General features: G+C 60.1%; 13 protein-coding genes. 3 read left to right on the forward strand and 10 right to left on the reverse strand.

Annotated elements, in window-relative coordinates; translation table 11 throughout:
- Positions 1-10: 10 nt before the first annotated feature.
- A complete protein-coding gene (locus tag V9L13_RS13870) occupies positions 11-478 on the reverse strand; it encodes a PA2169 family four-helix-bundle protein (RefSeq protein WP_103522061.1) in 468 nt (155 codons plus the stop codon).
- A 206-nt stretch (positions 479-684) separates the two neighbouring features.
- Between V9L13_RS13870 and V9L13_RS13875 the strand changes: the two genes are divergently transcribed.
- Together V9L13_RS13875 and V9L13_RS13880 are read left to right on the forward strand one after the other, a co-directional pair.
- Positions 685-921, forward strand: a complete 237-nt coding sequence (locus V9L13_RS13875; RefSeq protein WP_003227425.1) for a DUF3820 family protein — start codon at positions 685-687, stop codon at positions 919-921.
- A gap of 26 nt (positions 922-947) precedes the next feature.
- A complete protein-coding gene (locus tag V9L13_RS13880; RefSeq protein WP_338802788.1) occupies positions 948-2129 on the forward strand; it encodes an aminotransferase class V-fold PLP-dependent enzyme in 1182 nt (393 codons plus the stop codon).
- A 4-nt stretch (positions 2130-2133) separates the two neighbouring features.
- On the opposite strand, the gene V9L13_RS13885 is transcribed toward V9L13_RS13880, so the two are convergent.
- The 4 genes from V9L13_RS13885 to zwf all read right to left on the reverse strand — a co-directional run bounded on the left by V9L13_RS13885 (position 2134) and on the right by zwf (position 5869).
- Positions 2134-2859, reverse strand: a complete 726-nt coding sequence (locus tag V9L13_RS13885) for an intradiol ring-cleavage dioxygenase (protein WP_338802789.1) — start codon at positions 2857-2859, stop codon at positions 2134-2136.
- Positions 2860-3019: 160 nt separating this feature from the next.
- Positions 3020-3685 (reverse strand): bifunctional 4-hydroxy-2-oxoglutarate aldolase/2-dehydro-3-deoxy-phosphogluconate aldolase, encoded by a 666-nt coding sequence (locus tag V9L13_RS13890; RefSeq protein ID WP_003227433.1) that lies wholly within the window; start codon positions 3683-3685, stop codon positions 3020-3022.
- A gap of 17 nt (positions 3686-3702) precedes the next feature.
- Positions 3703-4416, reverse strand: coding sequence for a 6-phosphogluconolactonase (gene pgl / locus V9L13_RS13895; protein WP_226499550.1), 714 nt, complete (start codon positions 4414-4416; stop codon positions 3703-3705).
- Positions 4403-5869, reverse strand: a complete 1467-nt coding sequence (gene zwf, locus V9L13_RS13900) for a glucose-6-phosphate dehydrogenase (protein WP_003227440.1) — start codon at positions 5867-5869, stop codon at positions 4403-4405. Before zwf ends, pgl begins: the two co-directional genes overlap by 14 nt.
- A 226-nt stretch (positions 5870-6095) precedes the next feature.
- Here zwf and V9L13_RS13905 point away from each other — a divergent pair, with 226 nt between their 5' ends.
- Complete coding sequence (locus tag V9L13_RS13905) at positions 6096-6956, forward strand: MurR/RpiR family transcriptional regulator (protein ID WP_169842436.1); 861 nt, start codon at positions 6096-6098, stop codon at positions 6954-6956.
- A 137-nt stretch (positions 6957-7093) separates the two neighbouring features.
- On the opposite strand, the gene V9L13_RS13910 is transcribed toward V9L13_RS13905, so the two are convergent.
- The 5 genes from V9L13_RS13910 to V9L13_RS13930 form a co-directional block, all read right to left on the reverse strand.
- Positions 7094-7948: a D-hexose-6-phosphate mutarotase gene (locus V9L13_RS13910; RefSeq protein ID WP_338802790.1), complete on the reverse strand. Its 855-nt coding sequence runs from the start codon at positions 7946-7948 to the stop codon at positions 7094-7096.
- A 289-nt stretch (positions 7949-8237) separates the two neighbouring features.
- Positions 8238-9587, reverse strand: coding sequence for a carbohydrate porin (locus V9L13_RS13915; protein ID WP_338802791.1), 1350 nt, complete (start codon positions 9585-9587; stop codon positions 8238-8240).
- A gap of 196 nt (positions 9588-9783) precedes the next feature.
- The gene (gene ugpC, locus V9L13_RS13920) at positions 9784-10944 is read right to left on the reverse strand and encodes a sn-glycerol-3-phosphate ABC transporter ATP-binding protein UgpC (protein ID WP_338802792.1); all 1161 of its coding nucleotides are present in this window, start codon (positions 10942-10944) and stop codon (positions 9784-9786) included.
- 2 nt (positions 10945-10946) lie between these two features.
- Positions 10947-11792 carry a carbohydrate ABC transporter permease gene (locus V9L13_RS13925; RefSeq protein WP_003227450.1) on the reverse strand — a complete coding sequence of 282 codons (846 nt, stop codon included), beginning with the start codon at positions 11790-11792 and terminating at the stop codon, positions 10947-10949.
- Positions 11785-12693, reverse strand: a complete 909-nt coding sequence (locus V9L13_RS13930; protein ID WP_003227452.1) for a sugar ABC transporter permease — start codon at positions 12691-12693, stop codon at positions 11785-11787. Before V9L13_RS13930 ends, V9L13_RS13925 begins: the two co-directional genes overlap by 8 nt.
- Between the last annotated feature and the right edge of the window lie 3 nt (positions 12694-12696).

A 12696-nucleotide genomic window follows, 5' to 3' on the forward strand; every position in this document is an offset into this window, starting at 1 on the left:
CCAGCGTGGCTTACGAACGAGCGCGAGCCTGGTTACGCAGGGCTTTCACTTGGTCGTGATTGCGTTGTACGCCGTGGTACTGACGCTCGACCAGGTCACGAATACCCACGAGGCTGTGCTTGTTGATTTTCTCGATGGCTTCACGATAAGCCTTCAGCGCATGGTCTTCACCGCGCTCGGCTTCGTTGAGCACCGCTTCTTCATCTTTGCCCGTGAACATGGCTTTGACGTCGACCCAGCGACGGTGCAGGTCACCGCTGACGCTGGTAGAAGTTTCCGGATCACCGCCCAGTTTACGCACTTCAGCCTGCAGTTCAGCGGCGGCAGTCGCGCAATCGGCAGAACGGGTCACGAACAGAGTCTTGAGTTCTGGGTGCTTGATGTCTTCAGCGCAAGTCTTGAACCCTTCCTGGCCGTCCTTGCAGGTTTCGATCAGGTCGTTGAGTACAGAGATGGCTTCTTTATTCATATCAGTCATTTTTCAATTCCTTGCGGTTGGTTGAAGATGCAAGGGTTATTGCAGTGTGCGTGCCAGCTTTTTCAAAAATAAATATCACTTAAAAATCAATAAGTTAAAGATAGTTGAACTATCTGTATCACGGTTATTTGCATGAACTGTCATTTGGCCTGCATGCAGAATGCCTGTATTTTCCAGACTGTTTCGAACCCAGATGATTGCCACTGATGAATCCTGAAAAGCTTGAACTACTGATCACCCGTGAAATGCCCTTCGGCAAGTACAAGGGCCGGATCATTGCCGACCTGCCAGGGCCTTATCTGAACTGGTTTGCCCGCGAAGGCTTTCCTCACGGCGAACTCGGCGGACTGCTGGCGCTGATGCAGGAAATCGACCATAACGGCCTGTCGGACCTGCTCGAACCGCTACGCGCCAAACACGGCAAACCTGCCCCGCGCCACTGATGCGCCCTCCTCCTAGAGCCTCGACCATGCCTGACAACACCCGCCGCGCCCGTGACGAAGCTTTCTGGCAGACCTTCGCTGATCGCTACGAAGCGCAGACCGGCCCGCTGAACCTGGAGAACGGTTACTTCGGACGCATGTCGCGCACGGTGATCGAGGACTACCAGCGCAACATCGAAATGATCAACACCAGCAACTCGGTGTATGTGCGCCAACGTTTTGAACAGTACGACAGCCTCGACATCCGTGCGCAACTGGCCGAGTTGATCGGCGTGCGCGCGCAGAGCGTGGCCTTCACCCGCAACGCCAGCGATGCGCTGCAATCGCTGATCCGCAATTACAATCGCCTGCTACCCGGCGATCAGGTGCTGATCAGCGACCTGGAGTACGACACGGTCAAGGGCGCCATGCGCTGGCTGGCGCGGCATCGCGGCGTCGATGTGATCGAGATCAACCATGCGCATCCGGCCAGTTTCGACAGTCTGCTGGACAGCTACCGCGAAACTTTCATCCGCTATCCGAAACTCAAGCTGATGGCCCTGACCCATGTCACCCACCGCACCGGGCTGGTGATGCCAGTGCAGGCCATCGCCGCGCTGGCGAAACAACATGGCGTGGACATCATCCTCGACGGCGCTCACGCCCTCGGCCAGATCGACTTCAATCTCGAAGCAATGGGCATCGCCTTCGCCGGCTTCAACCTGCACAAGTGGATTGGCGCACCGCTGACCCTGGGCTTTCTGTACATCGCCCCGCAGCGTCTGGCCGACATCGATCCGGACATGGGCGAAATGCACTTCCCCGCCAGCGATATCCGCGCGCGCACGCCGTACAGCACGCCGAACATTCCGGCACTGATGACTTTGCCGCTGGTATTCGAGGAACACCGTTCGCTCGGGGGCGCCGCAGCCAAAGGCGCACGCCTCAATTACCTGCGCAACCTGTGGGTCAGCGCGGTGCGGCACTTGCCAGGGATCGAGGTCATGACCCCGGACGATCCGCGCCTGTATTGCGGGATCACCTCGATGCGTTTCACTCGCTACACCGATCAACAGGCAATGGTCGAGCGCCTGCTCAACGAGTACAAGCTGTTCACCGTGGTGCGCAACGGCGCAGCGAGCGGGCCGAGCATCCGTATCACGCCGGGGCTGACCACCACTGCGGATGACATGCAGTTGCTGACCCGCGCGCTCAACGAACTGCGCTGATCGCTCACACGGTGTACTTGTCGAAGTCCTCGGGTTTGATCTGCGACGAGGCGGCAAAGGTGTCGATACCGATGGTCAGGTGGCCGAAGAAACCGTCCTCGTGAGAGTCACGACCGATCGGCCACACGGTCAGGGTCGAATCTTCGCCACCCATGTTGCTGTAGTAGCTGTCATCGGCGTTGTTCAAGGGTGCCGAGGCACGCCCGCGATAGTCCCGGGCATTGAGCACCGCGCGTGACACCACTTCGGGGAAATACAGCTGGCCGACCCAGGCCACGTTGCGCTCCGCCAGATATTCAGTGCCGGCGACAATGCGCACTGCCACATGAATGTGCAGCGCTCGCCCGGCATAGAACCCCGGATAGATCGTGGTGAATCGTGCTCGTCCCTGTTGATCGCAGAACTGGCTGCCGCGCAGGTAGGTGTCATCGTCGGTACGCGGCACTGAGCCGATGGCATCGGAATCGACCTCCTGATCCGGATTGATCCGGCTCCAACCCGAATAGGCGCCCCGAGCATTGCAGTGCCAGATGTCCACCAGCGCCCCGCTCACCGGCTCGCCGGTCATCGCGTCGACGATGCTCAGGCGCAACAGCAAGGGCAGCCCTTCGGCGCCTTCGCTGATGTTGCGCCGCAGCAGTTTTGGATTGCGGAAATACGGCCCGGCGATCTGTTCGGGGGCCAACTGATAGATCGATGATGACGGTGCGGTTGAAGTATCTCGTTCCATGACGCGTTCTCTCTTCCATAAGAGAACGCAGATTAACGGCGCACGAGCGCCGCAGTGCGGTAACTATGTATCGCGCCATTTCTCGGGGCAAAAAAAACGGTGCACCGACCAAGCGCACCGTAAAGCCGTAGAACACACAACGAAGTGTCAGGTAAAACGTTTAGTCCAGCAGCGCCAGGGCCTCGGCGGTGCATTCCTGAATGCGCGCCCAATCGCCGTTCTTGATCCACTCGGGATCGAGCATCCAGCTGCCGCCCACGCACATGACGTTTTTCAGCGCCATGTAACTCTTGATGTTGGCCGGGCCGACGCCACCGGTCGGGCAGAATTTCACTTCGCCGAACGGACCGCCGAGGGCCTTGATGGCTGCCACGCCGCCGCTGACTTCCGCCGGGAACAGCTTGAAGCGGCGGTAACCCAGGCCATAGCCTTCCATGATGCCGGAGGCGTTGCTGATGCCGGGCAACAGCGGAATCGGGCTGTCGACGCTGGCTTCGAGCAGGTCACGGGTGATGCCCGGGGTGACGATGAACTGCGAACCTGCCGCTTCCGCCGCCGCGAGCATGTTGCGATCCAGTACGGTGCCGGCACCGGTCACCAGCTCCGGACGCTGCTCACGCAGGATCTGGATCGCCTTGAGCCCGAACTGCGAGCGCAGGGTCACTTCCAGCGCGGTCAGGCCACCGGCGGCCAGCGCGTCGGCCAATGGCAGCACGTCCTGTTCACGGGCGATGGTGATCACTGGCAGGATCCGCGCCTTGGCGCAGAGGCTGTCGATCAGGGCAACTTTGTCCGCCATGGAAACGGTCGGGGATGGATTTTTCATAGCGGCTGATCCTTGGCTCATGGGCACCAGTAAATCTCTAACGTAGGTTGCAGAAACGCGCGTACCGGCATGGCCGCGACGTCGTCGGATGCCAGCGCGGCATTCAGGGTGGTCAGTTTCGACTGACCGGAAATCGACAGGATCTTGTGCTTTGCCGAAGCCAGCAGCGCGCGGCTCATGGTCAGGCGTTGACGCGGCACGCTCGGCGCCAGCATCGGCCAGCAGCGACGAGTGCCGTCGATCTGCAAGGCTTCGGTCAGGTTCGGGCTGTCGGGGAACAGCGACGCGGTGTGACCGTCATCACCCATGCCCAGCACCAGCACGTCGATCGGCGGCAACTCGCCCAGCAGACGATCGGCGTGCTCCGCAGCCTGCTCGACGTTGGCCGCCGCGCTATAAAGGCTTAAGAACGTTGCCTTGGCCGCCGGCCCTTTGAGCAGATACTGCTTGAGCAGGCCGGCATTGCTGTCGGCATGCTCCACCGGCACCCAGCGCTCGTCGGCAAGGGTCACGACGACCTTCGACCAGTCCAGCTCCTGCTTGGCCAGGTGCTGGAAAAACGCCACCGGACTGCGACCGCCAGAGACCACCAGCACCGCGTTGCCGCGTGCAGCGATGGCATCGCTCAGTTGCTTGGCGACGTTCAGCGCCAGACCTTCAGCCAACAGCACCGGGCTCTTGAATGGGTGAGCGTGCACGCCCGCAGGCAGTTTCACATCAGATATCGCCATACCACGACCTCCCGTCCCGCGTGATCAGTGCAATCGAGCTCATCGGCCCCCACGACCCGGCCGCATACGGCTTGGGCGCGTCACCGGATTTTTTCCAGCCGGCGATCAACTGGTCACACCACTTCCACGCGGCTTCGATTTCATCTTTACGGACAAACAGGTTCTGATTGCCGTTCATCACTTCCAGCAACAACCGCTCGTAGGCATCGGGGATCCGTGCGCTGCGCCAGGTGTCGGAGAAATTCAGTTGCAGCGGCCCGCTGCGCAGTTGCATGCCCTTGTCCAGGCCCTGCTCCTTGGTCATCACACGCAAGGAAATGCCTTCGTCCGGTTGCAGACGGATGATCAGTTTGTTGCTGATCTGCAGGCGCTGTTCCGGCGCAAAGATGTAGTGCGACGGTTCCTTGAAGTGGATGACGATCTGCGACAGCTTCTGTGGCATGCGCTTGCCGGTACGCAGGTAGAACGGCACGCCGGCCCAGCGCCAGTTGCGGATGTCGGCACGCAGGGCGACGAAGGTTTCGGTGTCGCTCTGGGTGTTGGAATTCGGTTCTTCGAGGTAACCCGGAACGGATTTGCCTTCGCTGTGGCCGGCGATGTACTGGCCGCGCACCACCTGAGTGGTCAGGCCTTCCGGGCTGATCGGCGCCAGGGCCTTGAGCACTTTGACTTTTTCGTCACGGATGCTGTCGGCGGACAGGTCGGCGGGCGGGTCCATGGCGATCAGGCACAGCAGCTGCAACAGGTGATTCTGGATCATGTCGCGCAGTTGGCCGGCCTTGTCGAAGTAGCCCCAACGGCCTTCGATGCCGACCTTTTCGGCCACGGTGATTTCCACGTGGGAGATGTAATTCTGGTTCCACTGGGTTTCGAACAGGCTGTTGGCGAAACGCAGGGCGATCAGGTTCTGGACGGTCTCCTTGCCCAGGTAGTGGTCGATGCGGTAGGTGCGGTTCTCCGGGAAGAACTGCGCCACGGCGTCGTTCACTTTGCGCGAGGATTCCAGATCGGAGCCGATTGGCTTTTCCAGCACCACACGGGTGTTTTCTGCCAGACCGACTTTAGCCAGGTTCTCGCAGATCGCGCCGTACACCGCTGCCGGTGTGGCGAAGTAGGCAATCATGCGTTGCGTGGTGCCGGCGGCTTCGGCCAGCGCCACATAGTCTTCAGCCTTGAGGAAGTCGACGTGCAGGTAGCTCAGGCGCGCCAGAAAGCGCTCGGCCACGGCCTCGTCCAGCTCTTTGCCGACGTAACGGCGCAATTCGGCGGCGATGAACGCCATGTGCTGCTGCTCGGAACCGGGTTCACGGGCCAGCGCGATGATGCGCGTGTCTTCGTGCAACAGGTCGGCGCCATCGAGGTGATAAAGGGCAGGAAACAGCTTGCGCAGGGCCAGATCGCCCAGAGCGCCGAACAAGGCAAAGGTGCACGGTTCAACCGTAATCGAAGGCATGATGTTTGTTCTTTTATCAAGTTAAGCTACAAATACCTTTTTTCAAGGCATCACTCAAGGGAAAATGTAGTAATAACCACAACATTTTCGCAAAATACAGATTCCGAGTGGTGGTCGGTCGGAGCCATCAGTAGGATAGGCCACCGTTACGGGCCATATCAAAGGCCCAATTTGCATAGCCCGGCGCACCTTTGCGCAGGTGAATTAGGAATTCCATATGGACCGCGTGCGAAATTTACTGGAACAGATCCAGAGTCGCCTTGAAGAGCTGAACAAGGCCGAACGCAAAGTCGCCGAGGTGATCCTGCTCAACCCGCAGCAGGCCACCCGCTTCAGCATCGCCGCCCTCGCCCAGGCCGCATCGGTGAGCGAGCCGACGGTCAACCGTTTCTGCCGTTCGTTCGGCGTCAGCGGTTACCCTGAACTCAAGTTGCAACTGGCGCAGAGCCTGGCCAGTGGCGCGGCGTATGTCAGCCGTGCGGTGGAGGCCGATGACAATCCCGAGGCGTACACGCAGAAGATTTTCGGCAGCGCCATCGCCTCGCTGGACAGCGCTTGTCAGGCGCTCGATCCGAACCTGATCAGCCGCGCCGTCGACCTGTTGATTCAGGCGCGGCAGATCCACTTCTTCGGCCTCGGTGCTTCGGCCCCGGTGGCGCTGGATGCGCAGCACAAATTCTTCCGTTTCAACCTCGCCGTCACCGCGCATGCGGATGTGCTGATGCAGCGAATGATTGCTTCGGTGGCGCACACTGGCGAGCTGTTCGTGATCATTTCCTACACTGGCCGCACCCGCGAACTGGTGGAAGTGGCGCGCATCGCCCGGGAAAACGGCGCTTCGGTGCTGGGCCTGACCGCCGAGAATTCGCCGCTCGCCAAGGCCAGTACCCTGAGCCTGAACATTCCGCTGCCGGAAGACACCGACATCTATATGCCGATGACTTCGCGGATCATTCAGTTGACGGTGCTGGATGTGTTGGCGACCGGTATGACCTTGCGTCGCGGGGTGGATTTCCAGCCGCATCTGCGCAAGATCAAGGAGAGCTTGAATGCCAGCCGGTATCCGGTGGGTGACGAGTTCAACTGATCCAAATTCTCGGCTGAATGATCCGGCCTCTTCGCGAGCAAGCCCGCTCCCACAGGTGATCGGGTTCCTTCAATTGGAATGCCATCTACTGTGGGAGCGGGCTTGCTCGCGAAGGCGTCAGCCGACTCACCTCAAATCTAGGCCGCAGCCCACGCCTGCAAACTCAAATGCGCCTTCTCTCCCGGCGCCAGATGCAGGCTGTCGGTGCCCCCCGCCGCCGCTTCGACACAGACAAACTCCGTCACTTCATCCCAACTCACGCCCAACAGCGGTCGCGAGCCCGGATGCCAGACCACGGTGTCGCCGCTGTCACCGGTATCGATGCACAACTCGCGCTGCCAGGCGTGATCCTTGAGCTGTAATTCGCCGTCGTGCTGGAACACCCGCTGACAACCACCATCGACCCGCAACTCGCCTTCCTGCTGGCAGGACTGGCGGCTCAACTGGTCGTAACCTTGCGCGCCTTCGAGGCCAGACAGCGCTATCTCACCGACATCGCCAATACGCCAGTAAGCGTGCAAAGCCTGGCTCAACTGGCACGGCATGTCGTCCTGATGCTCGGTGCTCAGGCGTAATTCCATGCGTTCACCGAGGTGCGCGTGCAGGTCGACCTGCCACTCGCACAACTGCAATTGCCAGTGCAGGCGCACGCCATCTTCGGTGCTGCTGCTGTCGAGCAGCTTCCAGTCGAGCAGTCGTGCCCAGCCATGGGATGGCCAGGCATTTTCGCTCGGATGGCGGCCATACCACGGCCAGCACACCGGCACGCCGCCACGAATGGCGCCAACGTGCGGCCACTTCGCCGCACACCACAACCACGGTTTCTGCCCGCGTGGCTGAAAGTGCAGCAACTGCGCGCCCTGCCGACTGAACACCGCCTGACACAGCGGATGGTCGATCACCAGCACATCGCGCATCTGATAGCGCTCCCAGGCAAACACTGGTCGTTCGCGCAGGGATTTGAAGAAGCGTTGCAGCGGATGCTCATGCATTGGCCACGGTCCTGAAAATCATGGGGGTACTCAACAATCCACATTGCTCTTGTGGCGAGGGAGCTTGCTCCCGCTGGGCTGCGAAGCGGCCCCGAAACCTTTCACTGCGGTGTGTCATTTAAACCTCATCATCAGGATTTACGACTGCTGCGCAGCCGAGCGGGAGCAAGCTCCCTCGCCACAAATGGGTACGACACAAACCTTGTATACGAGTGTGTCGCAAAAAAAAGCGGACAGCCTTGGCTGTCCGCAAATATGCGCACATAGAGAGGAGCTTATCGCAGACGCGTTAGAACACCGACTGAATTTTCAGGCCAGCGACCAATGCGTTGTCCACGGCATCAACACCACCCGGGTGAGTGATGTATTGCAGGTTAGGACGCACCGTCAGCCAGTTGGTGACGTGGAAGCCGTAGTTGATCTCGTAGTTGTATTCGGTATCACGAATCGGCGAGAACACCGGATTGTCGTAGTCCGAAACACCGTTGGAAGCGTTCAGCAGTTCAGCGTTTTTCTTCACGTCATCGTTGACGTGGATACGCGCCGCGCCGATGCCGACGTCATCCTTCGGACGCGCGTCGAACGGGCCTTTGTAGACAAACATCACCGACTGGTAGTTGTCGATGAAGTTGGTGTCCTTGTCGTGGAACGTGGCGTTGGCCGCGATGTTCAGACCGCGCGATGCATCACCATTGTGGCTGGTGAGTTGCTGTTGCGCGACGAACCAGTAGCCGTGTTTGCTGCTGTGGGTCTTGTACGCGTCACCGGTGGTCGCCGCGTCGAAACCGTTGACGTCTTCGCGGACGTCATTGGCATCCGCCGTGCTCTTGTAGTAACCGATACGGTATTCGCCCGGCAGGCTGTTGACCTTCGGCGACCAGACCAGCTCGACGGGCAATACGGTACCGGCAGTACCGCTGCCGCTGAGCTTGAAGCCGTTGCCGTGTTCCAGTTGCGACGGGTTCTGGTTGTACGCACCGATCTGAGCGTAGAGCTCGTCATTGATGTTGTACTTCACGCGGATCGCGGCCTGGCTGACGGGCCAGTTGTACCAGATGTTCGTCGCCCAGTTACCGACCTGCGAGCCGCAGAACGCCAGGTTCTGGAAGTCGCACGGGAAGGTGTTGAAGTCTTCGCCTTCACCGAAGTAACCGGCCTTGACGTCGAGTTTGTTGTCGAAGAACTGGTGCTGAATCCACAACTGGGTCAGACGCACCATGTGGCCACGACCGTAGACTTCCTGCGAGGACGACAGGGTGCCCGCACGCGGATCGCCAACACGGTCGTTGGAAATGTTTTCGCCATTACGATTGGTCAGCTGGATCTTGGCCTGAGTGTTGTCCCAGCCCCAGAGTTTTTGCAGGTCCAGCGCCACGCCCAGACCGAACTGATCGCTGTAGCGACCGGTCTTGTCGTCGTTGTAGCCGCCATGCAGGTTGGCGCCCATTTCCCCAACGTAGTCAGCCTTGATGTCGATACCTTGCTCGATCAGCTTGGTACGCTCGCCACCCCAGTCGCCGGTCATCCATTTCGAATCGGAGCTGAATGCATCGTCAGCCATTGCATTGCCGGCCAGCACCAATGCCGCCGCAGCTGACACTTGGCAGATCAACCGGGCATTGACGTGTTTCTTTTTCATCCCTACATCCTCGTCTTTATTGTTATTAACTGTTTTTTTCCAACGTGGTTTACATAAAAAGTGCGGCGAACGACAGGCCGAACACCACTTTTCCCCTGTGGGAGCGGGCTTGCTCGCGAAGGCGTCATGTCAGTCGCCATGTGTGCTGCCTGACACTCCGTTTTCGCGAGCAAGCCCGCTCCCACATTTTTGATCTTCAGCGACCCTTGAATTGGGCGACGTTCGCCGACCGCGCTTCGGTCTGCGCCTGGCCCGAAACGCCCAGACGCTCGCCAGTCTTGGCATCGAACAACAACACTTTCGACGGATCGAATTGCAGTGTCAGGGTCTCGCCCACCTGCGGTGCCACGTCCGGTGCCAGACGGCAGCAGACCTTGGTTTCATTCAGGTTGACGAACACCAGGGTGTCCGGACCGGTCGGTTCGGTGACCTGCACTTCGGCCTTGATGCTCGGCAGGCCATTGCCCTCGCCGCTCGCCAGAACGATCTGTTCCGGGCGCAGGCCGAGGATCACTTCGCGATCTTCCAGACCGGCGTCCTGCATGCTCATCGGCAACTCGCAACGGGCCTGGCCGCTGTCGAGCAGTGCCAGCAGACGACCGTCCTTGCGTTGCAGGCGCAGCGGGATGAAGTTCATCGGCGGCGAACCGATGAAGCTCGCCACGAACAGGTTGGCCGGATCGTTGTAGATCTCTTTCGGCGTGCCGAACTGCTGGATGATCCCGTCCTTCATCACCGCCACTTTGTCGCCCAGGGTCATCGCTTCGATCTGGTCGTGGGTCACGTAGACCGTGGTGGTTTTCAGGCGCTGGTGCATCAGTTTCATTTCGGTGCGCATCTCGACGCGCAGCTTGGCGTCGAGGTTGGACAGCGGTTCGTCGAACAGATAGATCTTCGGCCGCCGCGCCAGTGCCCGGCCCATCGCCACACGCTGTTGCTGACCACCGGAGAGCTGGCCCGGCTTGCGGTTGAGCAGGTGTTCGATCTGCAGCAGCTTGGCCACACGCGCGACTTCTTCGTCGATCGCCGACTGCGGCATCTTGCGGATCTTCAGACCGAACTCGATGTTCTCGCGCACGCTCATGGTCGGGTACAGCGCGTAGGACTGGAACACCATAGCGATGTCGCGATCCTTCGGGCTCATGCCGCTGACGTCCTGGTCGCCGATCATGATCGCGCCGCCGGTGATGGTCTCGAGGCCGGCGATGCAGTTCATCAGGGTCGACTTGCCGCAGCCCGACGGGCCGACGAGGATCAGGAACTCACCGTCCTTGATCGACAGTTCGATGTTCTTCAGGGTGTCCGGCAGGCCGGCACCGTAGGTCTTGTTGACGTTGCGAAGTTCGAGCGTTGCCATGATTACCCCTTGACTGCGCCGGCCGTCAGCCCGCGCACGAAATACTTGCCTGCGACCACATAGACCAGCAGGGTCGGCAGGCCGGCGATCATCGCCGCTGCCATATCCACGTTGTATTCCTTGGCCCCGGTGCTGGTGTTGACCAGGTTATTCAGCGCCACCGTGATCGGTTGCGAATCACCGCTGGAGAACACCACACCGAACAGGAAGTCGTTCCAGATCTGGGTGAACTGCCAGATCAGGCAGACCATGATGATCGGGGTCGACATCGGCAGAATGATCCGCCGGAAAATCGTGAAGAAACCCGCGCCATCCAGACGCGCAGCCTTGACCAGCGCATCGGGAATACTCACGTAGTAGTTACGGAAGAACAGCGTAGTAAACGCCAGACCATAGACTATGTGGACGAACACCAACCCCGTCGTGGTGCTGGCCAGGCCCATCTTGCCGAGGGTGAACGACGCTGGCAGCAGCACGGTCTGGAACGGCAGGAAGCAGCCGAACAGCAGCAGACCGAAGAACAGCTGCGAACCACGGAAGCGCCACATCGACAACACGTAACCGTTCAGCGCGCCGATGGCGGTGGAGATGACCACGGCCGGCACGGTGATCTTGATCGAGTTCCAGAAGTAACCGTCAACCGTGGCCCAGGCCTTGACCCAGCCGATGCCGCTGACCACGGTCGGCCAGCTCAGCAGGTTGCCGGTGCTGATGTCTTCCGGGGTCTTGAAGCTGGTCAGCAGCATCACCACCAGCGGAATCAGGTACAGCAGGACCGCGAGGATCAGCACCGCGTAGATCGCGACGCGACTCAGGCTGAAGGCAGGTTTGGCAGCGAGACTAGTCATGACGCTTGGTCCTCAGCTCGGAGTACAGGTAAGGCACGATGATCGCGAGAATCGCACCGAGCATCAGAATCGCACTGGCCGAGCCCATGCCCATCTGGCCGCGACTGAAGGTGAAGGAATACATGAACATCGCCGGCAGGTCGGAGGAATAACCCGGGCCACCGGCCGTCATCGCCGCGACCAGGTCGAAGCTCTTGATCGCGATGTGCGCCAGAATCATTACCGCACTGAAGAACACCGGACGCAGGCTTGGCAGCACGACTTTCCAGTAGATGGTCGGCATGCTCGCGCCATCGATCTGTGCGGCACGGATGATCGACTGATCAACGCCACGCAGGCCGGCGAGGAACATCGCCATGATGAAGCCCGAGGCTTGCCACACGGCGGCGATCACCAGGCAGTAGACCACGCGATCCGGGTCGATCAGCCAGTCCAGACGGAAGCCTTCCCAGCCCCAGTCACGCAACAATTTGTCCAGGCCCATGCCCGGGTTGAGCAGCCATTTCCACGCGGTACCGGTGACGATCATCGAGAGCGCCATCGGGTACAGGTAAATGGTGCGGATAAAGCCTTCGCGACGGATGCGCTGGTCGAGGAACACCGCCAACAGCACGCCGATCACCAGGGTGATGCCAATGAACATGCCACCGAACACCGCGAGGTTCTTGCTCGCGACCCACCAACGGTCGTTGTCGAACAGCCGTGCGTATTGCGCCAGGCCGGCCCACTTGTAGTTGGGCAGAAACGTCGAGGTGGTGAACGACAGCACGAACGTCCACAGGATGTAGCCATAGAAGCCCACCAGCACGATGAACATGCTCGGCGCCAGCACCAGTTTCGGTAGCCAGCGCTGCAGTGCATCGAACGGCGAGGCTTTGCTGAACACAGCAACAGAACTCATGGG

The organism is Pseudomonas sp. RSB 5.4 (assembly GCF_037126175.1).
GTDB lineage: Bacteria > Pseudomonadota > Gammaproteobacteria > Pseudomonadales > Pseudomonadaceae > Aquipseudomonas > Aquipseudomonas fluorescens_H.